Below are 26,699 nucleotides of genomic sequence, written 5' to 3' on the forward strand. Positions count from 1 at the left end.
TCCGGTCCACGTCACGCGCTTTTCGACACGCCGGTCCCACCCCTCCGGGACGGGCGCCACCCCACCCCTCCGGGACGGGCGCCACCCCACCCTCCTCGACGACAGGTAAAGAAAGTAAAGAGGGGTGGAACCCTGGGGACCCCCTTCGGCGTTCTTAGGGGTGCCGGTAGCTTCGTCCCGTACGAACCGTACGAAGCCCGGCGCGCAGGACAGCACCACCGCACCACCGCAGGACCGCAGGGCCGCAGGACCCGCAGGACCCGTACGTACGTCAAACGAGGGAAGGACTCCCAACAATGGCTGTAAGCCTGTCCAAGGGTGGCAACGTCTCGCTCACCAAGGAGGCTCCGGGCCTGACCGCCGTCACCGTGGGCCTCGGCTGGGACGTCCGCAGCACCACGGGTACCGACTTCGACCTGGACGCCTCGGCCATCGCGGTCAACCCCGCGGGCAAGGTCTACTCGGACGCCCACTTCGTCTTCTTCAACAACAAGCAGACCCCGGACCAGACGATCGTCCACACGGGCGACAACCGCACGGGCGAGGGCGCCGGCGACGACGAGGCGATCAACGTCAACCTGGCCGGCCTCCCGGCCGACGTCGACAAGATCGTCTTCCCGGTCTCCATCTACGACGCGGAGACCCGCTCGCAGAACTTCGGCCAGGTCCGCAACGCGTACATCCGCATCGTCAACCAGGCCGGCGGCACGGAGATCGCCCGCTACGACCTCTCGGAGGACGCGGCCACGGAGACGGCCATGGTCTTCGGCGAGCTGTACCGCAACGGCGCGGAGTGGAAGTTCCGCGCGGTGGGCCAAGGCTACGCCTCCGGCCTGACGGGCATCGCCCAGGACTTCGGCGTCAACGTCTGACAGCCAAGTCCCGCCTGAACGGCAATGACAGGGAGCCCCTGGTCCGGCACAGCCGGCCCAGGGGCTCCCTGTCATCGCCCCGCCAACCCGGCGGGACACAACAACTCTGGCGACGCGCGATTGGGTGAGCAGGTGACCAGGGCGAGGGACAGGAACAGCGGATGGCCGAGGTAGAAGCCCAGCGACACGTCGCAGCCCCCGGTCAATCTCTCCGCGGCCGACGTGACCGTGTCCGCGATCCAAGCTGCGGACTGCTGGCGTCGGCCGCTGAACCGAGGTGCGTATTCGACGAGCCGCACCCCCAGCCACGCCGATGCGCCCTGGGGATTCCGCCACGTGCCCCGGATGTGCCCGGCCGGTTTCAACAGCCAGTGCGCGGTCTCGATCGGCGGCACTTCGGACACCGCGAACTCCGCGGCAGCGTGCCGGTGTCGTCGGACGCTGCTGACGATGCACAAAGCGTCAGGCCGGACGGCACAGCAGGCCAACGAACTTCTACACACTTGCGCCGGTTCACTCAAGCGCGTCGATGGCAGACGTGATCAGCTTCCGCGCCTGGGCTCCGTCGACCGCGATCCCCGCCAACTCGGCGAACGTCCGCACGTACTCGACAATCCCGACCGGTTGACGCACGTTGAGGTGCGCACTGACCAGCTCCACGCCGACCTGGTCGTCATCGAAGATCGAGAACGACTCGGTCGGCCAGGCACGCCCGCGAGGAACACCCATCGGAATGACGCCGAGACTTACCGAGGGAAATGAAGCGGTAGTAATGAGCCGACCCAGCTGAGCCGCCATGGTCTCGCTATTACCGATGACGGTACGAAGAACCCACTCTTCAACGAGGAATGCGAACCTACGACCGGCAGAGTGGAGAATGTGCTGGCGTGCCATCCTCGCGGCCACGGCATCAGCAACGTCCCCTGGAGCCTCACGAAGAGAAGCGACGGTCTCCAGGACCGAGCAGGTGTAGCCCGGCGTCTGCAACAACCCGGGGACGACCCACGACTGGTAGAAGCGGAACCGGTGCGTGCGCTCATAGAGCGGTAGAACGGACTCCTGCACATGCCTCAGGCCCGCACGCTCCAGGCGCCGCCAGTCGACATACATTTCCTCTATGCCGCGAGCCGTGGCGATCAGCTCTGGGACCTGATCCTCCGCACAGCACACTTCGGCCCAGACACGAATGTCGGTTTCTGAGGGGAGAGTTACTCCGTTCTCGATGCGCGAGGACTTGGACTCATGCCAGCCGGCACGGGCAGCGAGCGCCCGTGCCGTGGTGAATCCTGCCGCTTGGCGGATCTCCCGAAGCCGCTTGCCCAAAGTCCTGCGTGCTTCTTGGACGGCCGAGGACGCTGAAGAAGTCACTTGGAGTACTCGCCGCCACACTCAGTCAGTCAGGACAACCGGTATTCGTCATGCGGAACAGCGCGCTCCCAGACGGCTTCGAAGGCCTCGGCACACAGCCTGACCACGGCCTCATCCGACGTCCGTTCTTCATCACCCTCAGGTGAGAGTTCTCCGTCACCCGTGAAGTGCAGGAAGACGACGAGGCTGTCGTCGAACAGCCAGAAGTCGTTCCCCGGCAGCGCCAGATCCGAGGCCCGTCGCCGAGGAAGCCAGCGAACCTGTTCTCCCGCCTCGATGTTTCCAGCCGTCACGTGATGCTCGAAGCGAATGTAGTCAGTGACCGGCTCCGAGACGATCCGAGATCGTCGCACCACCACTCCTCGACCGGTGATCTCGCGCATCAGTGCAAGCCAGGAACTGGTCTCCTGATCGAGATAGCGGGACTTTTCGCGGGCCCCCTCGCGCCAGGCGACGTACTCCGGATCCGACTGCATGTAGCCGTCCCGCATCTCAAGATGCACCGCAGACCGCTTGGCCAGCCGGAAAAGCTCGTCAAACGTGGGCTCCTCCGCCACCGTTCACCTCCGGGAAGAACTGCATCATGCGTTTGGGGATCTCGACAACGGTCTCGTGATCCGGCAGGTCGAGCTGCGTCAGCCGCTCGCCGTCCAGGACCTTCCAGCCCTGGACCAGATAGTTGTCGGTCGCGTCGTCGTAGTACACCGTCGGGGACTTACCCTCCGGCGATTCAGGATCCTTGCCCAGCAGGTGCAGAGCCATGGCTTCCTCCATGCTTGTGGGCCAACGATCTACGGATCCGAGCTTGCACGCAATTCTCCGATGCACGCACTGAACTTGCGGGCACTTGCACCGATTTAAGGTTCCCTCCGCCCTCGGTCATGGGCAGGCTTCCTGCCCATGACGAAGCCAAGGCAGCCGCACGGCAAGTGGGACGAACTGCTCCACGAGGGAACCGGGCCGGTGCAGGACGAGTTCCTGGAACTGGTCCGCAGGACACAGGACTCCCGTCACTACTGCGCCAACATCGTTTGGGGCAACCTCCAGACCGCCGACTACGCCCGAGCCGTATTCCAGCGGGTCATCGATTTCCACGGGACCCCCGACGACGTCGAGGCCGGTGTGGCACGCCGGACGGCCCGCGCCCAGTTCATCGGGCAGGACGGCCGCACATACCGCACCCTGCTCGGCGAACAGGCTCTGCGTACGAACCTCGGCGGTACGGACGTGATGCGGGGCCAGCTCACCCACCTCCTGGAGGACCTCGAAATGCCGGGCCTGAAGCTGGGCGTCATCCCAGCACGGGCAGAAATCGACCTCTACCCAGGGAACTCGTTCTCGATCTTCGACGGAATCCAGGTGGAGGTCGAGACGTTCTCAGCCGGTCTCACCATCACGGACAAGGACGAGGTGGCCGTCTACGAGAAGGCGTTCGGCTTGCTTGAACGGTCGGCGGTCTATGGGCAGGAGGCTCGCAACACACCGCAAACAAGGGCCCTGATCGAGACGGAGTTGAGCTCCCTCTCCTGACGGGCCTCTCTACCGCTCGGCCTTCAAGGCCCCGAGCAGGGCTTGGAGTCGGGCCGGTATGGCGGTGATGACCTTGTCCGGGGCGTCACTCTCGCGTATCAGGATCTGGCCCTCGTGATGGGCGAGCTCGACGCAATCTTCGGCGTCGATTCCCGAGAAGGAGGACTTCTGCCACTGGAGCGACATACCGGTACCCCTCACAGCTCTCGTGCGATGTGGTGGATGAGTTGCCGGGACTCACCTTCGCTCAGTGCCGCGCCTTCGGCGAAGTCAAGCATCCCACCGAACCTGTTGAGACCGGCAGTGTCGGTGATGGGGACGCCGCCCACAGGGCTGTCCAGATGAACCGTGTCGAGCTGCGGCACAACTCCTACCGCGTACAACAGGGAGTGGGCTGCCTCGATGAAGTCCTCACAGGTGAACGGGATGACCCGCAATGTCACCGTCGGCCACTCGGACGCTTCCAGCAGGAATTCCAGTTGCCCCTTCGCCACCTTGCGTCCGCCGTACCGCATGCGCAGGGCTGCTTCGTGCACAAGGGCCACGAAAGGTGTGGGCGCAGCACACTCGAAGATGCTCCTCCGCTTCATCCGGAACTCCACACGTGCATCCAACTCGTCAGCGGGGAGTTCGGGAACGTAACTACTGTGAATCGCCCGTACGTACTCCTCGCTCTGAAGGATTCCGGGCACGTTCACGATCTGGACACTGCGCAAGCAGGTGGCGTGTTGCTCCATCTCGGCGAGGTCCAGAAACCCAGGACGCAGGACACCTCGGTAGTCCTCCCACCACCTTTTGCCCCGCTCCTCCGCCATGGCGCACAACGCCTCGACCAACTTCTCGTCAGAGGCTGAGTACAAGGTGGCCAACCGCCTCACACGATCCGCGCTGACGCCCCAACGTCCCGCCTCGATATGGCTGATCTGCGCCTGGTTGCCGCCGAGGAAGGCCCCCACCTCGCGGGCCGGCATGCCTGCCACCTCCCGGAGCTTGCGCAATTCCGCGCCGAGCCGAGCCTGGCGTGCGGTGGGTTTACTCCTGGGCGGCATCCGTTCCTCTTCCTGGTCGAGCGATCCAAGTCTGCCGCGCACTCGTACGGCGGGTCCACTCGCACGGGTGCATTTTCGGCACATCCATGAGACGGCACATAGATGTGCCCTACTGCCTTACTCGCACCACACACCAATAACCCCACAGTGCAGCCAGGCCAGTTGGCGTGGCCGAGCCATGGCGGTGTGCAGCGCGAACCATCACGTACCGAACAGGGAGAGTCCGCATGCCCTTCGCAGTACTCACCGAGGACCGCTCACACACCTACCGCCTCCGCGCCCCGAACGCTTCCTCCAGCCCAAAGGTCTGCCGAGACACGATCGCCCTCCTCCTCCAAACCACCGGCCACCCCGAACTCGCGGAAACGGCCCGCCTGCTGGTGTCCGAAGCCGTGACGAACGTCAACCTCCACACCACCGCATCCGCCGTCCATCTCGAAGCGGTGGTCCGCCACGACCGCGTACTCGTCTCCGTGCACGACGACGATCCGAGCGCCGGCCGTCCCCACCTGCGAGCCGCGGACGGTCAGTCCGAGAACGGCCGCGGTTTAGCACTCCTCGCCGGACTCGCCCACGACTGGGGAGTGACCTGGACCGACGGCTACCACACCACCGGCAAACGCGTCTGGTTCGAACTGCGAAGCAACACCGGCGGCTAACCTGCCCCGAGTGATCATCGAACCCCTAGCCCTCACACCCGACCACGACCTCCCGGGCCCCCTCCTCACCGAACTCACCGCGCTGTACGCGTCGAACCACGAGTTCTACGCCCTGAGCGGCGACTTCCCGGACCCCCACGACATCCGCCCGGACCAAGTGGCGACGGCACTGGCCGACGAGCTGGCCAACCCGGACGTGGACGTCTTACTGGCGCGCGGTGCCGGGCGCCTCGTCGCCGTCGCGATCACCCTCACGCACCACCCCGACCCGGCCGACCCGGACCCGTGGATCGGCCTGCTGCTGGTGGACGCGGAACAGCAGGGCAAGGGGTACGGCCGGCGGCTGGCGACCCACATCGAGGAACGCTTCCGCGGTGCGGGCCGGGACGCGGTACGCCTCGCCGCCCTCGACAACAACCCCCAGGCCCTCGCCTTCTGGACGACCATCGGCTACGAGATCATCGGCCACCGCAAGGACCGCCAACTGGGCCGCCCCTGCGCGGTATTGCGCAAGATCCTCCGATAGCCCAGCCCTTGCCCCTCCCCTGGCCTCAGGGCCTGTCCGGCTTTCCGTCCCCGTACAGCCAGTCCTTCCAGATCCCCGAGAAGTCCACGCCCGGCGCCTTCTTCTCCACGTATGCCGTGAAGTCGGCCGTGTCCGCGTTGCCGTGCCGATGAGCGGCGGCCCAGCCCTGAACGATGTCGTAGAAGGTGTCATCGCCGACCGACTGGCGGATCTTGTGCAGCACCATCCCGCCCCGCTGGTACACGGGACTGTCGGAGATACGAGCCGCACTCGGCGGCTTCGCGGGCGGAAAGGCCCAGACGGCGTCACTGGCTTCCCTGGTGTCGTAGTAGGCGTCCCTGTAGAGGGCGTCGAAGACGTCCTGGGCCGAGTCACCGCCGTGGTCCTCCGCCCACAGCCACTCGGCGTACGTCGCGAAGCCCTCGTTCAGCCACATGTCCCGCCACGTCTTAGGGGTGACGGAGTTCCCGTACCACTGGTGGGCCAGTTCATGGACCAACAGCTCGACACTCGGGGCACCCGGAAAGACGGGCCGGTTCTGCGTCTCCAGCGCATACCCCGCATCGTCCTCCCGCTCGACGATCGCCCCCACCGACGAGAACGGATACGGCCCGAAATTCAACTCGGCCCACTTCATCACCTCGGGAATGCGAGCGAGCACCGAGCGGCTCTCCTTCACCTGACTCGGATCGACGGCCGTGTACACCGGCGGCACACCCTCGCCCTTCGACCGACGCACCTCGTACTCCCCCACCGCGACCGTCGCCACGTACGACGCCATCGGCTCCCCCACATGCCAGGCGAACGAAGTCCGCCCCCGCTTCGTCACTTCACTCCGCAACTCCCCGTTCGACACGGCCCTCAGCCCCTCGGGCACGGTGACCGTGATGTCGTACGTCGCCTTGTCGCTCGGGTGGTGGTTCCCGGGGAACCAGGCCATCGACCCGGTCGGCTCGCCCAGCCCGAGAGCCCCGTCCGCGGTCCGCAGCCAGCCCTCCTCCGAACCGTCCGGATCGGTGATCGTCTCCGGGGACCCGGAGTAGCGAACCACCGCGGTGAACACAGCACCCTCATCAAGATCGTCACGAGGCCGGACGGTCAGTTCCTGCCCCTCCTGCCCCCCACCGCGACTGAATCGCGCGGCCTCCCCCGCCACCTCCACCGACTCGACGTCCATCCCCTTGAGATCGAGATTGAACGCACTCAGATCCCGCTCCGCCCGCGCCGTGATCTCCGCCTCCCCCGACAGCCGACGCGCTTCGGGGTCATAACCAACCGTCAGCCCATAGTGCGTAACGTCGTATCCCCCGTTCCCCGCCTTCGGAAAGTACGGATCCCGCACACCAGCGGCACCCGCCACACCCCGCCGTACCTCGCCGTCACAAGCGGCGAGAGCGAGCACGAGGAGCACGGCGACAGCGCGGGCAACCGGCACAGATCGGGGCACGACGGTGATCCTAAGACGACATGACACCATCACCACGTGCTCGACATCGGCTACGCCCTCTCCGCCCGCTTCCCGGACCCCCCGCAGACCGACTACCGCCGCGCGGACGTCCACACCCTCCGCCACGACCTGTTCTGCGGAGACGTCTACCTCGCCGACACGAAGGAAGACCGCGAGCTGTCCACAGCCTGGGGATGGGTGCCCGTACTCGACTTCGCCTGGGCCCTGTGCGACATCGTCGAGCAACTCGACCAGGACCCCCTCGGCAGCCGCGCCGCCCGCCCCCAGCACGCCGAACTCGACTTCACCGAGTCCACCGACCGCATGCTCTTCGAGCGCCGCTTCGGCTGGGTCGACATCGAGTCCGACTGGATGCCCGGCGACGAGCCCCCGCTCACCTTCTCCCACGCGGAACTGCGCCGCGAGGCCCGCGACTTCCTCCACGACCTCCTGGCGGACCTGACCGACCTCCACGAAGCGCTCCGCGAAAACCCGGCCATCTGGAGCCTTGAGGCCCGCTTTCCCCGCCTCCCCTGAGCCAGCGCAACCGCCCGGGGGACTCCGCCCCCAGACCCCCGCATCGGCCTGAACGGCCTCGTCCTCAAAGGCCGGACGGGCTGAATAGACCAGCCACACCCGAACGCGCCGGACGGGCTGAATAGACCGGCCACGCCGGAACACGCCGGACGGGCTGAATGGAACCATCCGCGCCCCGAACGCGCCGGACAGGTGAGTGAGCCCAACCACGCCACCCCCAAGCCGAGTCGGCGGACGAGAACGCACCCGCAGACGCCAGACCCACGGGAGCGGGCCGTGCCGGTACGTCGAAGCCCGCCGCGTAGGGCTCCTCCAGAACACAGCACCCTCAAAACCGCAGCCGTATACCCGGAAAGCGGCGGGCTCGACGTACCGGCACGGCCCGCGCCCCCACCCACCAGCAGGCGCCCAACGCGGCACGGCCCCCACCCTCACACGTCCACCCCCACCACCCGAACCCCCAGCTCCGCCGCGAACACCCCCGCCAGATCCACCAACTGAGCCGGACTGATCACGGCCCCCGCCAGCCGATCAACCCCCCGCGTGAACCCCACCTCAGCCGCCCGCCGCAGATCGACATCCACCAGCGACACCCCGCTGAAGTCCGCCCCCTTCAGCACACAGTCCACAAACTCAACCCGCTCCAGCCGAGCACCCCCGAAGTCCGGCTCCACGAGCACACACCCCTCGAACACGACATCCCGAAGCCGAGCCTCCCGCAGATTCAGGTAGTCGATCTTCCCCCCACGCACCACCACCCGCTCCAGCACAGCCCCGTGCAACTGAACCCCACCCAGCCGAGCATCAACAACCTCCACGTCCCGAAAGGTCGAAGATCCAAGATCCGTACCCACCCCCCGAATCCCGCTCAGCACGGAGTCCAGCACCCGCGCCCCATGCAGCCGCGTCTCATCCACCGCACACCCCGTCAGCGCACAGTCCATGAACCGCGCACCCCCACCGTCCTGCCCCCCGAAGTCCACATCACTGAACCGCAGCCCGTCATAGTCCCCGTCCGGCTCCAGCCCCCCACCCCCATACGACTCAAGCGGCGGCAACCGCACCTCAGGCCGCCGAGCCCCCTTGACCGCCGCCCCCGCCCCTGCCCGCACGCCCGCCTTCACCACTTTCCTCGCCATGCCCCCATCCTGCACCCACCCACTGACAACACCTCTGACCAGCCAAAACTCCCCCGATGTCACATTCCGAGCCCCCCAGAGAGTCATACAGGAGACGCGCACCGGACCACAGGCCCCGGACCAGAGGGAGACCCAAGCCCATGCACCGCATCACCATCATCGGCGGCGGCTTCGCCGGCCTCATCGCGGCCATCACCGCCGCGGAGGCAGGCGCCAAGGTCACCGTGTACGAAGCCCACCACACCCTCGGCGGCCGAGCCCGCACCGCCGAAGGCCCCTACCGCACGAACGAGGGCCCCCACGCCCTCTACAAGGGCGGCCCCCACTGGACCTGGCTCAGGCAGCGCGACCTGATCGGCGAACTCGCCCCACTGCCACCCCTCGAAGCCGCCCGACTCCGCCTCCGCCACAAGGGCGCCCTCCGCCGCACCCCACCGTTCGCGATGCTCAAACTCCTCCGCCGTACGGCCGAACAGGCCCCCGTGGACCAGGATTTCAAGACCTGGGCCACGAACATCGCAGGCGAGGAAGGCGCGACCGCGGCAGCCCACTACTCCGCGGTCGCCCTGTTCCACCACGACCCGGGCACCCTCTCCGCCGCTTTCGTACAGGAACGCCTGCGCCGCGCGACGAAACTGCCCCCCGAGGCGCACTACCCGCGCGGCGGCTGGGCGAGGGTGATCGACAGGATGGCGGCCCGCGCCTGGAACCTGGGCGTACGCGTAGAAACCCTCACCCGCGTCTACGCACTCCCCAACCTCCCCTCCAGCATCCCCTCCGGCGCCCCCGCCGACCTCCCCTCCAGCCTCCCCACCGACCGCGGCCCCGTCATCGTCGCCACCTCCCTCGACGCGGCCCGCACCCTCCTCAGAGACAGCTCCCTGACCTGGACGAGCGGCCGCACGGCCCTGCTCGACCTGGCGCTCCGCACACGCAGGGGCGACGCGTTCGCCGTCTCCGACCTGGACGCGCCGGGCTGGATCGAACGGTTCACGGCCCAGGACCGCACACTCGCCCCGGCCGGCGAACAACTCCTCCAGGGCCAGATCCCGATCGCACCGCACGAGTCGCGCGCGGACGGCATCACCCGTGCCGAGGAACTCCTCGACCTGGCCTTCCCGGCCTGGCGGGACCGCGTGACGTACCGCCGCGAGGCGCTCGCCAACGGCCGGACCGGCGCGGTGGACCTCCCCGGGACGAGCTGGCGCGACCGCCCGCGCATCGACCGGGGCGACGGCGTGTATCTGGCGGGCGACCAGGTCGCGGCACCGGGCGTGCTCTCCGAGGTGTCGTTCAACAGCGCGCTGGAAGCGGTGTCGCTGGCACTGGGCACGCGAACCAGGCAGAGCGTCGACCTGAAGCACGCGTGAGCCGCGCTCAGCGCCCGAACATGGACCACATGCCCACCCCCGAACCAACGGCGGCGGTAACGGCCGTGACAAGCCGAGCGGGAAAGTGATCGGCGGTCACTCGAAACCCACCGATACGGAGTTCGAAGTACGGACGTGACTCGGAATGCGGACGTGACGGCTTGGGCACGGAGATCCCCCGGCTCGTGTGTCAGTGAGTGAGCACGGATCACTCTGCCGCGATGCCCACCCCCGCCAAAGCACCGAAAGCGGGCCAAGTCAGTTATAGGACGAACGGCTTGTCCTCGCCACAACGCTCGACATAGCGCTCAACGTCAACGCTAGCCGACCGAGCCCACGCGATCCCCCAGACCGCCCAGGCCGCCCAGGCCGCCCAGGTCCCTCAACGCATCATCCGTGAGCCGATACACCGTCCACTCATCCTGCGGCCGAGCCCCCAACGCCTCGTAGAAGTCGATCGACGGCTTGTTCCAGTCGAGCACGGACCACTCCAGCCGCTCGTACCCCCGCTCCACGCAGATCCGGGCCAGCTCCCCGAGCAGCGCCTTCCCGTGGCCGCCACCGCGCGCCTGCGGCCGTACGTACAGGTCCTCCAGGTAGATCCCGTGCACCCCGCGCCACGTCGAGAAGTTGAGGAACCACAGCGCGAACCCGACCGGCTCACCCTCCGCCGACTCCGCGATGTGCGCGAACGCCGCCGGCCGTGCCCCGAAGAGCGCCTCGCGCAGCTGCTCCTCGGTGGCCCTGGCCTCCTCCAACGCTTTCTCGTACTCGGCCAGTTCACGAACCATGGAGTGGATCACGGGCACATCTGCGGGAGTAGCCATACGAATCATGCGGGCAGGCTACGACAGCGTTGAGGCACCCCAGGATCAAGCCCAAGCCACCTGCCACGGGCCACCAGCCACCAGCCACCAGCCACCAGCCACCAGCCACCAGCCACCAGCCACCAGCCACCAGCCACCGTCAACGCCCAAGCAGCCACCGAGCAATGGCCATCTGCTCGGCATCCAGCGCCTCCCCGTCCCCACCCCCCTCCTCCACCCGCCACAAGGAGTTCTGCAACACCCGCCCGAGCGTCCAGGCCCGCGCCCGCTCGCGCTCCAACCCCACAACCCCCGTCAGCAGATCGAAGCGCCGCGCCAACCGCCCCTCCTCGAACCGGTTCCACAGCGCCGGCAGCAGCTCGAACCCCGGGTCTCCCCCGAGCGGCTTCGGATCGATGACCAGCCACGGTTCGCGCTCGGCCGCGAGGACGTTCTCGAAGTGCAGGTCCCAGTGGAGCAGCCGGTCCCCCGGCTCCCCCGCGACCTCCCCCACCGCGGCGGCGCAGTCCTTCAGCAGCCGCCGGTCCGCCTCGTCGGCGCCCTCCTCCTCAAGCGACTTGAGGACAGCCGGCAGCCGCTCGAACATGCCCACGACGACCCCGTCCAGCCGCCGCAACCCCTCCGGCGCCGGCACCGCCGTCAGCCGCGCCAGCAACCCGGCGAGGATCCGGGTGGCCTCGATCACATCCTCCACGACCGCCAACGGCCGCGCCTCGTCGAGCCGTTCGAGCAGCAACGTGCCCGTCTCCGCGTCCTCGGCCAGCAGCCGTACGACCCCGTCGCCGCCCCAGGTCCGCAGCGCGAGCCCCTCGCCGACGGTCTCCTCGTCGACGTCCTGGAGCTTCAGCGCGGCCCGCGTCCCGTCCCCGCACACCACCGGGAGCACAACCGAGACCCGCCCGCTCATGGGCGCCCCGTCCTGCCGCAGCCCCCACCGCTCCAGGAACTCCTCGCCCCGCTTCAGCAGCCGTGCGTACCGAACCATGACCATCACCTCACGAAACCATGGAATCCGAAGGAGACACCCGCCACCCCGAGAAGCTAACGTCCCGCGCATGAGCAGCACGGAGAACGCGGACCGCGCGGCCGACGCGCCCCGCGAGACCGCAGCGACCCCCACGGCCCCAGCAGCCGCAGTGGCCCCCGAGGCCCCCACACCCGCAGCAGCCATGGCGGCGCCACGCACCGTAATCAACGGCGGCATATCGTTCTGGTACGCCCAGGACGGCCTCCCCGCGCCCCGCGAACCCCTCCCCGGGGACGCGAGCGCCGACGTGGTGATCGTGGGCGGCGGCTACACCGGCCTGTGGACCGCGTACTACCTCAAGAAGGCCGCGCCCTTCCTGCGGGTCACCGTCCTGGAGCAGAAGTTCTGCGGCTACGGAGCCTCCGGCCGCAACGGCGGCTGGCTCTACAACGGCATCGCGGGCCGCGACCGCTACGCGCGCCTGCACGGCCACGAGGCCGCCGTACGCCTCCAGGAGGCCATGAACGCCACGGTCGCCGAGGTCGTACGGGTCGCCGGAGAAGAGCACATCGACGCGGACATCCACCAGGGCGGCGTACTCGAAGTCGCCTACACCCCGGCCCAACTGGCCCGCCTCAAGGCCTTCCACGCGACGGAACTCTCGTACGGCGAAAAGGACCGCGAGCTGTACGGCGCGCGCGAGACCGCCGACCGTATCCGGGTCGCGGACGCCGTCGGCTCGTCCTGGACCCCGCACGGCGCCCGCCTGCACCCCGTCAAGCTGCTCAAGGGCCTGGCCGCCGCCGTCGAGGCGCTCGGCGTCACGATCCACGAGTCGACACCCGTCACCGAGATCAGACCCCAGCACGCCGTCACCCCGTACGGCACGGTCCGCGCCCCCTACGTCCTGCGCTGCACGGAAGGCTTCACCGCCTCCCTCAAGGGCCAGAAGCGAACCTGGCTCCCCATGAACTCCTCCATGATCGCCACCGAGCCCCTCACCCCCGAGCAGTGGGCCTCGGTCGGCTGGGAGGGCCGCGAGACCCTCGGCGACATGGCGCACGCCTACATGTACGCCCAGCGCACCGCCGACGACCGCATCGCACTCGGCGGCCGCGGCATCCCGTACCGCTTCGGCTCACGCACGGACAACGACGGCCGTACGCAGGCGTCGACGGTCCTCGCGCTGCGAGAGGTCCTCGTCCGGTTCTTCCCCCAGCTCGCCTCCGTCGCCGTGGCCCACGCCTGGTCGGGTGTCCTCGGCGTCCCGCGCGACTGGTGCGCCACGGTCACCCTCGACCGCACCACGGGCCTCGGCTGGGCCGGCGGCTACGTGGGCTCCGGCGTCGCCACCGCCAACCTCGCCGCCCGCACCCTCCGGGACCTCGTACAGCGGGATTCCGGCCAATCGGGAGCCACCGACCTCACCGCCCTCCCCTGGGTCGAACACAAGGTCCGCAAGTGGGAACCCGAGCCTTTCCGCTGGCTCGGGGTACACGGCATGTACGCGACGTATCGAGCCGCCGACCGCCGCGAACTCACCACCCATGCCGCACAGTCGTCCCGGATCGCGCGTATCGCCGACCGGGTCGCGGGCCGCTGAGACAAGGGGAACCCCATGAGCACCGCAGTCATGGACACGGTCCGTTACTCCTCCGACGGTCAACTCCTCGACATCCATCGCGCCGCCGCCCCGGACGCCCCGACGGTCCTGCTCTGGCACGGGCGCGGCCCGGCCGAGCGGGACGTCCTGGGCGCCCTGGCCGCGGAAGTGGCCCGCCTCGGCGCCACCGTCATAGTCCCCGACTGGCACCCGGACGCCGCCGACGGCGGCCGCCCGCACCTCGAAGCGTCCCTCCGCTTCACCTGGGACTTCGTACGGGACCCGGCCCAGGTCGTCCTCGTCGGCTGGTCGCTCGGCGGCCGGGCCGCGATGGCCACCGCCCTGCGCCCCGACCCGCCGGAGGGCTGGCGCCCCGCCGCCGTGGTCGGCATCGCCGCCCGCTACAACCAGCCAGAGCCACTGCTGGGCCTGCCCTCCCCCATGGCCGTCTGCGCCACCGCCCCGCCGCTGCCCATCCACCTGGTGCACGGCACGGCGGACCGAGTCTGCGACTTCGCCAACGCCCACGCCTTCCAGGCGGTCCTGGCCGCCTGCGGCCGCCCCGCACCGCTCACCGTGCTCTCCACGGACCACTCGGGCGCGGTCATGGCCGAGTACGCCGCCGAACTGGGCCGCTGCCGCCCCGCCCACTCCGGATCCGCCCACCGCGAGGGCCTGCGCACGGCCCGCGTCATCGCGGAGGCGGCGGGCCTGCCCATGGAAAAGGCCCAAGTCAACGGCTGACATGAGCTTCTCGGCCCTTCGCCTGTAGCCCTTCCGAAGCCTAGAGCCTCTGCCGGATTCGAACCGACGACCTTCGCTTTACAGGTCTTCCTGACACCCTTGAGAGGGGGCGCCTGCTGACGCACCACGGTGCCGTGGCCGCGCGATGAGATCTCCAGCCCGTGAGCTTCCAGCGGCACGCGCCTGACGCCGTCGCCGCCTCCGCTGAACCAAAAAACCCAGCTCAGACACTGTCTGGGCTGGGCTGGGCTTGGAGTGGAGCCCCCTGTCGGATTCGAACCGACGACCTACGCATTACAAGTGCGGCGCTCTGGCCGAGCTGAGCTAAGGGGGCATCGCGCACTACAACGCCGTACGCGAAGGCGGGTCCACTGTACACAGACCCCCTCATCCCAAACCACGCGGTTGCCCTGACAGCGGACTCGGGGTAGCCCGTTGTCCGTCGGCAGCGGCCGTGAAGCGGGAAGCCTCGGCAAGGTCAAAAGTGATCTGTTCTTCCACGATCGCAAATTTCCTCGAACTTCATCGCCCACGGAGTACTGACAGAACGTGTGAACGCGGGGTAGCGTCCTGACCCAGTTCGCTCACGTGGACTACACCAGTACGCCGCTACGGAATGTTTTGTAGCGGCACACCACCTTCCACTACGGATCGTCCGGCACGTTCCTGCCGGTGAAGGGGGCCTACGACCCATGGCCACTGTCTCGTTCAACAAGGCGACCCGCATCTACCCGGGTGGCGACAAGCCCGCCGTCGACCAGTTGGAGCTCGACGTCGCGGACGGCGAGTTCCTCGTCCTCGTCGGTCCCTCCGGCTGCGGAAAGTCCACCTCCCTGCGCATGCTCGCGGGTCTCGAGGACGTCAACGGCGGCTCGATCCACATCGGTGACCGCGACGTCACGCACCTGCCGCCCAAGGACCGGGACATCGCCATGGTGTTCCAGAACTACGCGCTGTACCCGCACATGACGGTCGCCGACAACATGGGCTTCGCGCTCAAGATCGCCGGCGTCAACAAGGCCGAGATCCGCCAGAAGGTGGAGGACGCGGCGAAGATCCTCGACCTCACCGACTACCTGGCCCGCAAGCCGAAGGCCCTCTCCGGCGGTCAGCGCCAGCGTGTCGCGATGGGTCGCGCCATCGTGCGTGAGCCCCAGGTCTTCCTCATGGACGAGCCGCTGTCGAACCTCGACGCCAAGCTCCGCGTCTCGACCCGTACGCAGATCGCGAGCCTCCAGCGCCGCCTCGGGATCACCACCGTGTACGTCACCCACGACCAGGTCGAGGCCATGACCATGGGCGACCGCGTGGCCGTACTGAAGGACGGCCTGCTCCAGCAGGTCGACTCGCCGCGCAACATGTACGACCGCCCCAAGAACCTCTTCGTGGCCGGCTTCATCGGCTCCCCGGCCATGAACCTGATCGAGGTCCCGATCACCGACGGCGGCGTGAAGTTCGGCAACAGCGTGGTGCCCGTCAACCGCGATGCCCTCAAGGCCGCTTCCGACAAGGGTGACACCACGGTGACCGTCGGTGTCCGCCCGGAGCACTTCGACATCGTCGAGCAGAACGGCGGCGCCGCGAGCTCCCTCTCGAAGGAGTCCGAGGACGCCCCGGCGGGTCTCGCCGTATCGGTGAACGTCGTCGAGGAGCTCGGCGCCGACGGCTACGTCTACGGCAGTGCCAAGGTCGGCGACGAGCACAAGGACCTGGTTGTCCGCGTCAGCGGCCGCGCCGTGCCCGATAAGGGCGCCACGCTGCACGTCGTACCGCGTGCGGGCGAGACCCACGTGTTCTCGACGTCCACCGGCGAGCGCCTCACCGACTGATTCCACCCGGGTTGACGAAGAAGGCCCCGCAGGCTGCTGCGGGGCCTTCTTCGTTGTCGACAAATACCCCGGCAGACCGGTCATTTCGATACCCGTACGTCAACATCAAACTCGAAAACGACGGTTTACCCGTCCCCCGAACTGATTACTAAATGTCTCCAAATCATCACCCCGCGCTACCCTCACTCGCGTGAAGCACTCCACTAACCACTCGACGCGACATGGCCGTGGTCCCGCCGGCCGACCGACCTCGCACGGCCGCGGTCCGGCCCACCGGATCGGCCGCACTCTCGCCCTCGTTCTGCCCGTCGTCCTGGTGCTCTCCGGGACGCTGGCGGTCACCCGAGTCAACTGGTCGGGAAACAGTTCCTCGACATCGGTGCTCGCCGCATCCGCCGAGGACGTCTCCCGGCGTGCCACGTACCGCGCCCCGCAGGAGGTGCTGCGCGACAAGCTCCTGCTCGAACTCCAGGAGAAGAACCCCGGCGTGGCCCTCACCCACCTCCAGGAGACAGTGAACGCCCGTCCGTCGCTCGCCAAGCACTGCGCGTCCATCGCCCGCGCCCTGGGTCGCGCCGCGGTCCGCGCGTACGGCCCGGCCCGCGCCCAGTCGTTCGCCCGCCCGGTCTGCGACACGTCCTTCGCCACGGGCGTGGCAGCCCAGCACACCTGAGCCGCCAGGAGGGCCCCTCGGGCCCTCTGAAGGACAAAAGCCGGGGCGCAGCCCCGCTTTCAGGGGCGCGGGGAACTGCGCGACCAGCGCCCACGGACCCGCAGCTCCCCACCCCGCGCAGCCCCGCAGACGCCCACCCGCAAAACCCGCGGGGCGCCACGTACAGTTCGGGTCATGACCGATCCGAACGCCGCGTCGCGCCCCGTTCAAGCCGTCGTCCTGGCCGGCGGCCAGGGCTCCCGGCTGCGTCCCTACACCGACGACCGTCCCAAGCCGATGGTCGAGATTCCCGGCACCGGGACCCCGATCATCGGCCACCAGCTGGCCTGGCTCGCCGAGGAGGGCGTCACCGACGTCGTCGTCTCGTGCGGCCATCTCGCCGAGGTGCTCCAGGAGTGGCTGGACTCGGCCGAGCTGCCCGTCTCCGTGACGACCGTGGTCGAGACGGAGCCCCTGGGCCGCGGTGGCGGCCTCAAGTTCGCCGCCAAGCACCTGCCCCACCCGGACCGCCCCTGGTATGCGACGAACGGCGACATCTGGACGCGTTTCTCGCTGCGTGAGATGGCGGACTTCCACACCGAGCGCGACGCGGTGGCCACTCTCGCGCTGGCCCGCCCCCGCATCCCGTGGGGCGCCGTCGAGACCGACGACTTCGGCCACATCACGGACTTCATCGAGTCCCCGCCGACCGCGTACGGCATCAACGCGGGTGTGTACGTCTTCTCCCCCGACTTCGCCGCTCTGCTGCCCGACCTCGGTGACCACGAGCGCTCCACGTTCCCCCGCCTGGCCCGTGAGCGCCGCCTGGCCGGCTATCCGATCCCGCAGGGCGCGTACTGGCGCGCCATCGACACCGCGAAGGACCTCACGGAGGCCGCCAAGGAACTGGCGGCCTTGGGACGTTGAGGAAGCGTTGACGGACTTACCCCGCCCCACACAGACAACAGACAGAAGCAGTACGCACAAGCAACACGCAGCACGCAGCACGCAGCACGCAGCACGCAGCAGCAGTACGTACGTCGATGGGGCCCGGCACCTGAGTTGGTGCGGGCCCCATCGTCGTACGGTCTTGGCGCCGCCGTAAGTGGCTTGGCCTGGCCGCCCCTGTCGGCGGCGGCGGGCGGTCTCAGCCCAGCAGGCCGCCCACGAGTCCGGAGCTGCCGCCGGAACCGCTGCCACCGCCGTTGCCACCGCCGCCCGTGCTTCCGCCGGAGCCGGTGGTGCCGCCGGAGCCGCCGCCCGAGCCCGTGCCGCCGGTGGTGCCGCCCGAGGAGGACGGCCCGGCGCTGGTGCTGGGGGCCTGCGGTGCGGCGGACTGCTGGGGCGGGGCCTGACCGGTGCCCTGCGTCTGGCTGGGCTGGCCGGCAGTGGCGCCGGCGGTCTCGCGGGTCGCGCCCGGGGTGGTCGCGGCGGCCTCGCCCGAGGGGCTCGCCGAAGTGGCGCCCTGGGTGGGCGAGTTGGACGCCGAGGGGCTTTCCTTGTGACGGCGGCGCTCGCCGGGTTCCTTCGGGAGAGGGGAGCCGGGCAGTTCGTTGCGCGGGGCCTCGCCGGGGCCGGGGACGACCACCCGGTCGGCGTCCCGGACGGCACCGCCGAGCAACGAGCCGATGAGCAGGGTGAGTCCGACGACGATGGTCGAGACGATCGCGCCCCGGCGCAGGACGCGGCTGCGCAGTTCCCAGATGTCGGCGCGCGGCCCGAGCCTGCGCCAGGCTTCTCCGGCGAGGCGGCTGTCGATGGAGTAGACGGGGGCGCCCGCGATGATCAGCGGGGACCAGGCGGCGAGGTAGATGATGTCCGGCGCGTCGTAGGCGGGGACGGACTTCCAGCTGACGGTGAGGAGCAGCGCCGCCGACAGCAGCGCGCCGACGACCGCGGCGACCCGCTGCCACAGGCCCAGCACGGTGAGGACGCCGACGATCACCTGGAAGAAGGCGATGAGGAGTCCGGCACCGACGGGGTGTTCGAGCGCGAACTGGCGCAGTGGCTCGGCGAGTTCCCAGGGATGCAGGGAGTTCAGCCACTTGACCATGGAGCCGCGTTTGCCGCCGTCGAAGTAGACGGGGTCGCAGAGCTTGCCCATGCCGGCGTAGATGGAGATGAAGCCGAGGAAGACGCGCAGCGGGAGCAGGACGACGCCGAGGTTCATCCGGCGGCCGGGGTAGTACCCGTGCCGTACGGGAGTGGCGCCGTGCCGCCTGAGCTCGCCGTCCTCGTCCCGGTACTCGTCGGCATCGGTGTCGGCGTCCGCGTCGTACGCGTCGTCTCCGAACTCGCCCTCCGCGTACGGGCGTTCGTCGATTTCGTCGTACGCGCTGCCCGCGCTGCGCATCTGGGGCAGAAGGGGGGTCTCGGGGCGGACGGCCGGTGCCTCGACGGTGGCGTCGATGTCGAGGCCGGCGGTGCGGCCCTCGCCGACGCGCGGGATGACCTGGGTGGAGCCGTCGGCCGCCGGGGCGCCGGCGCCGTGCCTCAGACTCGTGCTCCGCACCGCCTGCAACAGCCGGGTGGCGCCGGTGTCGTCGGGGGCGGACTTCCCGCTCCAGACGACGGGCGCGCGGCGGCGGGTGCCCGAGGTGGTTCCGACGACGGGGATGCGCGCGGTGTCCTCGCCCGAGCTCAAGTGCCGCGCGGTGCGCGGGGACTGGGCCCGCGGGGCGGTGTTCAGCAGCACGCGGAAACTCGCATGATTGACGATGACCTGCGCCGGATCGCTCGGCACCTTCACCATGCTCAGCGCGGGAGCGTCGTCGAATCCCAACGAGCGGTCCCCCGTGGGTGTGCGGGGTGTTCTGGTGTCCACACTCATCTAACCGAGTGACGTGCCGTTAGGACACTGCTTTGACCGGCCCGATCTGTCCGGACCGCGTCAAGATCAACGAGCCCGCTCGAATCGCCCTACGGGGACGGCGTTTCCGACCGCCCCCGCCCCCGCCCCCGCCCCCGCCGAAAGCCCCTCAGACCCGTCGCCGCGAGGCCTCGTACAGCACAACTCCCGCGGCCACACCGGCATTCAGCGACTCGGTGCCGCCGGGCATGGGGATCCGTACCCGGAAGTCGCAGGTCTCGCCGACGAGTCGCGACAGCCCCTTGCCCTCGCTGCCGACGACGATGACGACGGGGCCGCCGAGGGCCTCCAGTTCGCCGACCTCGGCCTCGCCGTCCGCGGCGAGGCCGACCACGATGAGGCCCGCCTTTTTGTAGGCCTCAAGGGCCCGCGTCAGGTTGGACGCACGGGCAACCGGCGTACGCGCCGCGGCACCCGCGGACGTCTTCCACGCACCGGCGGTCATCCCGGCCGCGCGGCGCTCGGGCACGACCACACCGTGACCGCCGAACGCGGAGACGGACCGGACGACGGCACCGAGGTTGCGCGGGTCGGTCACGCCGTCGAGCGCGACGATCAGCGGGTCCACACCCTCGTCGTACGCGGCGCCCGCGAGGTCCTCCGGATGCGCGTACTCGTACGGCGGGACCTGGAGGACGAGCCCCTGGTGGTTGAGGCCGTTGGTCATGCGGTCGAGCTCGGGGCGGGGGGCTTCCATGAGGTGGATGCCGCCGCGGTCCGCGGCGAGCTGGAGCGCCTCGCGCACCCGCTCGTCGTTGTCGATGAACTGCTGTACGTAGAGCATCGACGCCGGGACGCCCTCGCGCAGCGCCTCGACGACGGAGTTGCGGCCGACGACCATCTCGGACGTGCCCTTGCCGCCCCGGCCGCCGCGCGGCGAGGGCCGACGCACGGTCTGCTTCGCATTCGTCCTGGCGTTGGCGTTGGCGATGCGGTTCTTCTTGTGCCCCTTGCGCGCTTCGGCGGGCGGGGTCGGTCCCTTGCCTTCCAGGCCCCGGCGTCGCTGGCCGCCACTGCCGACCTGCGCGCCCTTCTTGCCGGACATGCGGCGGTTGTTAGCGGCCATGACCTACCTGTCTGTCTGTGTGAGGGCGCACGTCCGTACGCCTCTGCGAAGTGTCGTCGTCTATGAGTGTGCCGCCCGGAGACCCGAGCGGCACAATCGATCAAGGAAACAGAAAACGTTCAGCCAAGGAAACAGGAAACGTTCAGCGCGGTCCGAGCGTCCAGCGCGGCCCCTGCGGGCCGTCCTCGATCACGAGCCCGGACTGGTTGAGCTGGTCCCGGATGGCGTCGGCGGTGGCCCAGTCCTTACGGACCCGGGCGGACTCGCGCTGCTGCAGCACCAGCCGTACGAGCGTGTCGACGACCCCGTGCAGGTCCTCGCCGCGGTCGGTCTCGCCCGCCCAGTGCGGGTCGAGCGGGTCGAGGCCGAGGACGCCGAGCATGGCCCGCACCTCGGCGAGCCGCGCGACCGCCGCTTCCTTGTCGTCGGCGGCCAGTGCGCTGTTGCCCTGCCGGACCGTGGTGTGCACGACGGCGAGGGCCTGCGGGACGCCCAGGTCGTCGTCCATCGCGTCGGCGAACGTCGGCGGCACCTCGGCCGCGGGCTCGACGACTCCCCCGGCCTTCTCCACCACGCGCTGTACGAAGCCCTCGATCCGCGCGAACGCGGACTCGGCCTCGCGCAGTGCCTCTTCGCTGTACTCGATGGTGGAGCGGTAGTGCGGGGTACCGAGGTAGTAGCGCAGCACGATGGGCCGCCAGGCCTTGACCATCTCGCTCACGAGCACGGAGTTGCCGAGCGACTTGGACATCTTCTCGCCGCTCATGGTGACCCACGAGTTGTGCACCCAGTAGTGCGCGAACTCGTCGCCGAAGCCCCTGGCCTGGGCGATCTCGTTCTCGTGGTGCGGGAAGATCAGGTCGATCCCGCCGCCGTGGATGTCGAAGGCGGAGCCCAGGTACTTGTGGGCCATGGCACTGCACTCCAGGTGCCAGCCGGGCCGCCCCCGGCCCCAGGGCGTCTCCCAGCTCGGCTCACCGGGCTTGACGGCCTTCCACATGGCGAAGTCCCGGGGGTCCCGCTTCCCGGTCTCGCCGTCCTCGGCCGGCTGCCGCAGATCGTCGAGGTCCTGGTTCGACAGCGACAGATACCCGGGCAGGGAGCGCACGTCGAAGTACACGTTCCCCTCGGCCTCGTACGCGTGCCCGCGCTCGATGAGCGTGCGCATCATCTCGACCATCTCGGTGACATGGCCGGTCGCGCGCGGCTCGTACGTCGGCGGCAGGCAGCCCAGTGACGTGTAGCCGTCGTTGAACGCCCGCTCGTTCTCGTAACCGATCGACCACCACGGCCTGTTCTGTTCGGCGGCCTTCCTGATGATCTTGTCGTCGATGTCGGTGACATTCCGGATGAACGTCACGTCATAGCCGCGGTGCTCGAACCAGCGGCGCATGATGTCGAAGTTGAGCCCGGACCGGATGTGCCCGATGTGCGGGGCCGCCTGCACGGTGGCGCCACAGAGGTAGATCGAGACACAACCCGGCGTGATCGGGATGAAGTCACGGATCTGCCGGGCGCTGGTGTCGTACAGGCGAATAGTCACCACTCCAGGGTAGTGGGCGGCAGCCAGTGCCCCGAGACCCTTCCGACACATGACTCACGATTCGTGACATCCACGCGGGGCGGGCGCGGGACCGGGGCTTTCGCCCGGGGGCCGGCCCCCGAACCCCCGCTCCTCAAACGCCGGAGAGGCTGAGATATCTAGGGGGCGAGATACCCAAGGGGCGCGGGGAACTGCGCGACAAGCCACAGCGGGCCCGCACCCAACAACGGGGTCTGGGGCGGAGCCCCAGAAGGATGGGACGGGTAGGGGCGGCGGGGGCGAGAGAAACCCTCACCCCACCCGAGCCACCAACGCCGTGGCCACCGCCATCAACCCCTCACCCCGCCCGGGAAAGCCCAGCCCATCCGTCGTGGCACCGGACACCGAAACCGGCGCCCCCACCGCCTCCGACAGAATCTTCTGCGCCTCGTCACGCCGCTTGCCGATCTTCGGACGAGGACCCACCACCTGCACGGCCACGTTGCCGATGGTGAAACCGCCGGCGCGAACGATCCGCGCAGCCTCCGTCAGCAGCACAACCCCCGAGGCCCCGGCCCACTCGGCCCGCCCCGTACCGAAGTGCTGCCCCAGGTCACCCATCCCGGCCGCGGAGAAGAGCGCGTTGCACGCGGCATGCGCGACAACATCGGCATCGGAGTGCCCAGCCAGCCCAGGCCCCTCCCTCTCCCACTTCAACCCCGCACACCACAACTCACGCCCTTCCTCGAAGGCGTGAATGTCGGTACCAATACCAACGAGCGGCAGCACAAGCCCTCCAGAAGCCCCCGCCCCCTCAAACCCCTCAGGCCCCTCAGAACCCATCGTTCAACCTCCGCCGCGCCAAAACGGCCTCCGCCAGCACCAGGTCCAAGGGACGCGTCACCTTGAACGCCTCCTCGTGCCCGGGCACAACCACCACCCGAAGCCCGAGCTGCTCGACCATGCTCGCGTCATCGGTGACGTTCTCGGTGACGGTCTCGTGGGCGCGTACGAGCGTGTCGCGGTCGAACCCCTGCGGAGTCTGCACGGCCCGAAGCCGCGCCCGCTCCGGCGTGGCGACGACCGGCTCGGGCTCCCCGGCCACCCCCGCGGGCTCGACCTGCTTGACGGTGTCCGCGAGCGGCAGCGCGGGCACGACGGCGGGAGCCCCGTCCCGCACGGCCTCGATCACGGCATCGACCGTGTCGACGGGCACCAGCGGACGCGCCGCGTCGTGCACGAGCACGATGTCGATCCCGGGCGGCAGCGCGTCCAGTCCTATCCGTACGGACTCCTGCCGGCTGTCTCCCCCGGGTACGACGAGGAAGTCGGTGCGCTCGGGCAGGGCGTGCGCGTCGAGAAGCGTCTTCACCTCGGCCGCCCCGTCGGGCGGCGCCACGACGACGACCAGGGAGACGGCACGGGACGCGGCCATGGCGCGTACCGCGTGGATGAGCATGGGGGTGCCATTCAGCGCGCGAAGTGCTTTGGGGGCACCCGGACCAAGGCGTACGCCCCGGCCGGCGGCCGGAATCACGGCCGCTGTACGGGCCCCCGAAGGCGAAGGGCGCGAATCGTCAGACATCGGTTCCTGTCAGGTTTGTGTGCTCGGCCGACATGGGTATGGCCACAGCGTGCCGGGCGCGACGCCTTGACCGGGGACCCTTCCGTGACATCTGGTCGAGCCAGCTGCCCGGGCCCGGCACGCCAAGTATCGGACCCGTGAATTCTTGGGGTCACCGACCGCGGGGTGGCGGCACGGCATCCGGGTGCGAACATGCCGCAGCGCCCGGCGACAATGGATACGTCATCGGGCACCGCGGCATTTCATTGCGCCGAACCGCTCGTTTCGCCTCTGGCCAGAAAGCGATCTGGTCCAGAAAATCCGGTCAGAAGAACTGGTCGGAAAGCAGAACTGGTCAGAAAACGATCAGAGCGTGACGGGCGTCAGGACGCGAGGACCTCGTCGAGCAGGGCCTCGGCCTTGTCCTCGTTCGTGTTCTCCGCGAGGGCGAGCTCGCTCACCAGGATCTGGCGGGCCTTGGCGAGCATGCGCTTCTCGCCGGCGGAGAGTCCACGCTCGCGCTCACGACGCCACAGGTCACGGACCACTTCCGCGACCTTGATGACATCGCCGGAGGCGAGCTTCTCCAGATTTGCCTTGTAACGACGCGACCAGTTCGTGGGCTCCTCGGCATACGGCGCGCGCAGCACCTCGAAGACCCGGTCCAGTCCGTCCTGACCGACCACATCACGCACGCCGACGAACTCCGCATTGTCCGCTGGCACACGCACCGTCAGGTCGCCCTGAGCGACCTTCAGCACCAAGTAGGTCTTGTCCACGCCTTTGATCTGGCGAGTTTCGATGGCCTCGATCAGCGCGGCCCCGTGATGGGGATAGACCACGGTGTCGCCAACCTTGAACGTCATGTGACAGGTACCCCTTCCGTGGCTATCCAGGGTAACACGGAAACCGCGTGTTCTGAATGGCGTTTTCGCAGGTCAGGGCGCATCTCGGGGCTTGACAATCGCAACAGGAACGTGCTGCGACGGGCGAGCGGAGGAGGGTATTCGCAGGTCGGAGCGGCTCTCCGGGCGAGGAGAAACGCGCACGTTACAACACCCGGAGACCCCGCCCACACGCCTGAACGTCCGTATTTGTCGGGTTCCGAGGGCCCATGTTTCGCTACTCCGTTCGGTGACCGGAGTCGAGTACGAGGCGAATCCGGAATTGATCACGGCGACCGTAGCCCGGTCGAAGATCAGCAGCCGATCCGCTGCGGATCCGCAGCGGATCCTCAATGGACCAGAAGAAGGCCGACGGAAGGCAGGCGGAAGACCAATGGAACATCGACCGAAGATCACCAGAAGGCGAGCAGAAGATCAGGAGAAGCTCGGCAGAAGATCGACGGAAGATCGATTTCCGGGATCTCCCTGCATTCCCCGCACGAAATCCGCAAGACCCGGCCGGGTGACTTACTGAGGCTTCCCGAGGCTTCTTATGTGAATGGCGGACCAGTGTGCGCCGCGCCCAATGGAACACCGAGTGCAGTTGAGCGGCGGACGACCGGGGGACGGCGAGCGACCGAGCGACCGAGTGACCGAGGGGAGGCCTCGACCGGGGCGGCCTCGACCGGAGCCGGAAAGCACCCACCAGCCCCAAGAGGCGGGTCGGGTGCGAAGGCGCGGGAACGTCTCGGTAACCTAAGGCGCCTGACTGATCCTTAGGGCGGCTTTACACAGGAGCCGTCCTGCTTCGCCCACGTTCAAGGAGTTGCCGCCGCCGTGAGCAGCAGCCTTCGACGCGGCGCCCTCGCCGCCGCCGCCATCGCGTTCTCGGTCGCCTCGCTCGCCGCGTGCGGTGCCGGCAACAAGGCCCAGACGCTGGAGATCAAGCCGGACAACGCCGCCACCAGCGTCGGCGACATCAAGATCCAGAATGCTGTCGTCGTCACCCAGCCCGAGCTGGAGTCGACGGGCCCCGCCGTGGTCTCCGCGACCTTGTTCAACGAGGGCGGCACCGCCCAGACGCTGGACTCGATCACCGTGGAGGGCATCAGCGAGCCCGCCGAGCTCAAGCCCGCGAAGGGCTCGGGGGCGCTGACCATCCCCGCGGGCGGTTCGGTGATCATCGGCGGCAAGGGCAACGCCTCCGCCGTACTGGAGAGCAGCCGTGAGGCCTTCAAGGACGGCGACGCCCAGCCGGTCACCTTCGCCTTCAGCAAGACCGGTGACGTGACGCTGGACGCGTTCGTCGTACCCGCCGAGAGCTATTTCTCCGAGTGGGGTCCGACCGAGGTCCCGACGCCCACGGAGCCCTCCCCGTCGGAGTCGGCGACCGGCTCGGCGACCGGGTTGCCCTCGGGCTCGCCGTCCGGGACCGCGACGGGTGAGGCCGGTGCGGCGGGCTCCGAGCCCAGCGACACCGCGGCCTCGGCGAGCGCGACGTCCTCGGCATCAGGCGAGGCAGAGGGCCACTGAGGCCCACCCACGCCCACGACGAAAGGGCGGGCCCCCTCTTGGAGGGGGCCCGCCCTTTCGTCGCACTCGTACGCGAACCGCGAACTCGTACCCGTACGGGTACTCGGACTCGTACGCGAACTCTCCGTACCCAGGTACCCGG

The 26,699-nt window shown here is 68.8% G+C and carries 28 protein-coding genes and 1 tRNA gene; 12 read left to right on the forward strand and 17 right to left on the reverse strand.

Features of this window, described 5'->3' with window-relative positions:
* The first annotated feature begins 296 nt into the window (after nt 1-296).
* Nucleotides 297-872 carry a TerD family protein gene (locus tag OHA11_RS20235; protein ID WP_266498322.1) on the forward strand — a complete coding sequence of 192 codons (576 nt, stop codon included), beginning with the start codon at nt 297-299 and terminating at the stop codon, nt 870-872.
* A gap of 71 nt (nt 873-943) precedes the next feature.
* Here the strand turns inward: OHA11_RS20235 and OHA11_RS20240 are convergent, their stop codons facing one another.
* The 4 genes from OHA11_RS20240 to OHA11_RS20255 form a co-directional block, all read right to left on the reverse strand.
* A complete protein-coding gene (locus OHA11_RS20240) occupies nt 944-1,276 on the reverse strand; it encodes a hypothetical protein (RefSeq protein WP_266498323.1) in 333 nt (110 codons plus the stop codon).
* 109 nt (nt 1,277-1,385) lie between these two features.
* Entirely contained in the window at nt 1,386-2,195 is an 810-nt protein-coding gene (locus OHA11_RS20245; RefSeq protein ID WP_266498325.1) for a DUF5753 domain-containing protein, read from the reverse strand.
* 74 nt (nt 2,196-2,269) lie between these two features.
* Nucleotides 2,270-2,797, reverse strand: coding sequence for a DUF6879 family protein (locus OHA11_RS20250; RefSeq protein ID WP_266498327.1), 528 nt, complete (start codon nt 2,795-2,797; stop codon nt 2,270-2,272).
* The gene (locus tag OHA11_RS20255; RefSeq protein WP_266498328.1) at nt 2,775-3,002 is read right to left on the reverse strand and encodes a hypothetical protein; all 228 of its coding nucleotides are present in this window, start codon (nt 3,000-3,002) and stop codon (nt 2,775-2,777) included. Before OHA11_RS20255 ends, OHA11_RS20250 begins: the two co-directional genes overlap by 23 nt.
* Before the next feature lie 138 nt (nt 3,003-3,140).
* Between OHA11_RS20255 and OHA11_RS20260 the strand changes: the two genes are divergently transcribed.
* On the forward strand, nt 3,141-3,770 hold the full coding sequence (locus OHA11_RS20260; RefSeq protein WP_266498330.1) for a DUF5753 domain-containing protein: 630 nt from the start codon (nt 3,141-3,143) through the stop codon (nt 3,768-3,770).
* A gap of 9 nt (nt 3,771-3,779) precedes the next feature.
* Here OHA11_RS20260 and OHA11_RS20265 read toward each other — a convergent pair whose 3' ends face one another.
* Complete coding sequence (locus OHA11_RS20265) at nt 3,780-3,956, reverse strand: DUF397 domain-containing protein (RefSeq protein WP_266498335.1); 177 nt, start codon at nt 3,954-3,956, stop codon at nt 3,780-3,782.
* An 11-nt stretch (nt 3,957-3,967) separates the two neighbouring features.
* Nucleotides 3,968-4,819 carry a helix-turn-helix transcriptional regulator gene (locus tag OHA11_RS20270; protein WP_266498336.1) on the reverse strand — a complete coding sequence of 284 codons (852 nt, stop codon included), beginning with the start codon at nt 4,817-4,819 and terminating at the stop codon, nt 3,968-3,970.
* Nucleotides 4,820-5,046: 227 nt separating this feature from the next.
* Here OHA11_RS20270 and OHA11_RS20275 point away from each other — a divergent pair, with 227 nt between their 5' ends.
* Complete coding sequence (locus OHA11_RS20275; protein ID WP_266498339.1) at nt 5,047-5,478, forward strand: ATP-binding protein; 432 nt, start codon at nt 5,047-5,049, stop codon at nt 5,476-5,478.
* Between the two features lie 10 nt (nt 5,479-5,488).
* A complete protein-coding gene (locus OHA11_RS20280; RefSeq protein WP_266498341.1) occupies nt 5,489-6,004 on the forward strand; it encodes an N-acetyltransferase in 516 nt (171 codons plus the stop codon).
* A gap of 25 nt (nt 6,005-6,029) precedes the next feature.
* Here OHA11_RS20280 and OHA11_RS20285 read toward each other — a convergent pair whose 3' ends face one another.
* Nucleotides 6,030-7,451 (reverse strand): M1 family metallopeptidase, encoded by a 1,422-nt coding sequence (locus OHA11_RS20285; RefSeq protein WP_266498344.1) that lies wholly within the window; start codon nt 7,449-7,451, stop codon nt 6,030-6,032.
* 36 nt (nt 7,452-7,487) lie between these two features.
* Between OHA11_RS20285 and OHA11_RS20290 the strand changes: the two genes are divergently transcribed.
* On the forward strand, nt 7,488-7,988 hold the full coding sequence (locus OHA11_RS20290; protein WP_266498347.1) for a hypothetical protein: 501 nt from the start codon (nt 7,488-7,490) through the stop codon (nt 7,986-7,988).
* Nucleotides 7,989-8,419: 431 nt separating this feature from the next.
* On the opposite strand, the gene OHA11_RS20295 is transcribed toward OHA11_RS20290, so the two are convergent.
* Complete coding sequence (locus tag OHA11_RS20295; protein ID WP_266498349.1) at nt 8,420-9,127, reverse strand: pentapeptide repeat-containing protein; 708 nt, start codon at nt 9,125-9,127, stop codon at nt 8,420-8,422.
* A gap of 140 nt (nt 9,128-9,267) precedes the next feature.
* On the opposite strand from OHA11_RS20295, the gene OHA11_RS20300 reads away from it, so the two are divergent.
* Entirely contained in the window at nt 9,268-10,497 is a 1,230-nt protein-coding gene (locus OHA11_RS20300) for an FAD-dependent oxidoreductase (protein ID WP_266498350.1), read from the forward strand.
* Nucleotides 10,498-10,817: 320 nt separating this feature from the next.
* Here the strand turns inward: OHA11_RS20300 and OHA11_RS20305 are convergent, their stop codons facing one another.
* Both OHA11_RS20305 and OHA11_RS20310 read right to left on the reverse strand, forming a co-directional pair.
* On the reverse strand, nt 10,818-11,333 hold the full coding sequence (locus OHA11_RS20305; RefSeq protein ID WP_266498353.1) for a GNAT family N-acetyltransferase: 516 nt from the start codon (nt 11,331-11,333) through the stop codon (nt 10,818-10,820).
* Nucleotides 11,334-11,463: 130 nt separating this feature from the next.
* Nucleotides 11,464-12,309 carry an aminoglycoside phosphotransferase family protein gene (locus OHA11_RS20310; RefSeq protein WP_266498355.1) on the reverse strand — a complete coding sequence of 282 codons (846 nt, stop codon included), beginning with the start codon at nt 12,307-12,309 and terminating at the stop codon, nt 11,464-11,466.
* 184 nt (nt 12,310-12,493) lie between these two features.
* Here OHA11_RS20310 and OHA11_RS20315 point away from each other — a divergent pair, with 184 nt between their 5' ends.
* Both OHA11_RS20315 and OHA11_RS20320 read left to right on the forward strand, forming a co-directional pair.
* Nucleotides 12,494-13,894, forward strand: coding sequence for an FAD-binding oxidoreductase (locus tag OHA11_RS20315; protein ID WP_266507321.1), 1,401 nt, complete (start codon nt 12,494-12,496; stop codon nt 13,892-13,894).
* A 15-nt stretch (nt 13,895-13,909) separates the two neighbouring features.
* The gene (locus OHA11_RS20320; protein WP_266498357.1) at nt 13,910-14,638 is read left to right on the forward strand and encodes an alpha/beta hydrolase; all 729 of its coding nucleotides are present in this window, start codon (nt 13,910-13,912) and stop codon (nt 14,636-14,638) included.
* 256 nt (nt 14,639-14,894) lie between these two features.
* On the opposite strand, the gene OHA11_RS20325 is transcribed toward OHA11_RS20320, so the two are convergent.
* Nucleotides 14,895-14,972, reverse strand: a tRNA-Thr gene (locus OHA11_RS20325).
* 358 nt (nt 14,973-15,330) lie between these two features.
* On the opposite strand from OHA11_RS20325, the gene OHA11_RS20330 reads away from it, so the two are divergent.
* The 3 genes from OHA11_RS20330 to OHA11_RS20340 all read left to right on the forward strand — a co-directional run bounded on the left by OHA11_RS20330 (nt 15,331) and on the right by OHA11_RS20340 (nt 18,046).
* Nucleotides 15,331-16,467 (forward strand): ABC transporter ATP-binding protein, encoded by a 1,137-nt coding sequence (locus OHA11_RS20330; protein ID WP_266498359.1) that lies wholly within the window; start codon nt 15,331-15,333, stop codon nt 16,465-16,467.
* 190 nt (nt 16,468-16,657) lie between these two features.
* Nucleotides 16,658-17,140: a hypothetical protein gene (locus tag OHA11_RS20335; protein WP_266498361.1), complete on the forward strand. Its 483-nt coding sequence runs from the start codon at nt 16,658-16,660 to the stop codon at nt 17,138-17,140.
* A 174-nt stretch (nt 17,141-17,314) separates the two neighbouring features.
* A complete protein-coding gene (locus tag OHA11_RS20340; RefSeq protein ID WP_266498363.1) occupies nt 17,315-18,046 on the forward strand; it encodes a nucleotidyltransferase family protein in 732 nt (243 codons plus the stop codon).
* A 220-nt stretch (nt 18,047-18,266) separates the two neighbouring features.
* Here the strand turns inward: OHA11_RS20340 and OHA11_RS20345 are convergent, their stop codons facing one another.
* From OHA11_RS20345 to OHA11_RS20370, 6 genes are all read right to left on the reverse strand, one after another.
* Nucleotides 18,267-19,949 carry a DoxX family protein gene (locus OHA11_RS20345; protein ID WP_266498364.1) on the reverse strand — a complete coding sequence of 561 codons (1,683 nt, stop codon included), beginning with the start codon at nt 19,947-19,949 and terminating at the stop codon, nt 18,267-18,269.
* A gap of 148 nt (nt 19,950-20,097) precedes the next feature.
* A complete protein-coding gene (gene rlmB, locus OHA11_RS20350; RefSeq protein WP_266498365.1) occupies nt 20,098-21,054 on the reverse strand; it encodes a 23S rRNA (guanosine(2251)-2'-O)-methyltransferase RlmB in 957 nt (318 codons plus the stop codon).
* A gap of 142 nt (nt 21,055-21,196) precedes the next feature.
* Complete coding sequence (gene cysS, locus OHA11_RS20355; RefSeq protein ID WP_266498367.1) at nt 21,197-22,597, reverse strand: cysteine--tRNA ligase; 1,401 nt, start codon at nt 22,595-22,597, stop codon at nt 21,197-21,199.
* 291 nt (nt 22,598-22,888) lie between these two features.
* Complete coding sequence (ispF, locus tag OHA11_RS20360) at nt 22,889-23,419, reverse strand: 2-C-methyl-D-erythritol 2,4-cyclodiphosphate synthase (protein ID WP_266498368.1); 531 nt, start codon at nt 23,417-23,419, stop codon at nt 22,889-22,891.
* The gene (gene ispD / locus OHA11_RS20365) at nt 23,409-24,161 is read right to left on the reverse strand and encodes a 2-C-methyl-D-erythritol 4-phosphate cytidylyltransferase (protein ID WP_266498371.1); all 753 of its coding nucleotides are present in this window, start codon (nt 24,159-24,161) and stop codon (nt 23,409-23,411) included. The genes ispF and ispD overlap by 11 nt, the downstream gene beginning before the upstream one ends.
* A gap of 362 nt (nt 24,162-24,523) precedes the next feature.
* Nucleotides 24,524-25,006, reverse strand: coding sequence for a CarD family transcriptional regulator (locus OHA11_RS20370; RefSeq protein ID WP_003953493.1), 483 nt, complete (start codon nt 25,004-25,006; stop codon nt 24,524-24,526).
* Nucleotides 25,007-25,861: 855 nt separating this feature from the next.
* Between OHA11_RS20370 and OHA11_RS20375 the strand changes: the two genes are divergently transcribed.
* Nucleotides 25,862-26,557 carry a DUF461 domain-containing protein gene (locus tag OHA11_RS20375; RefSeq protein ID WP_266498372.1) on the forward strand — a complete coding sequence of 232 codons (696 nt, stop codon included), beginning with the start codon at nt 25,862-25,864 and terminating at the stop codon, nt 26,555-26,557.
* Nucleotides 26,558-26,699: the final 142 nt, after the last annotated feature.

The sequence above is a fragment of the Streptomyces sp. NBC_00878 genome (assembly GCF_026341515.1).
GTDB lineage: Bacteria > Actinomycetota > Actinomycetes > Streptomycetales > Streptomycetaceae > Streptomyces.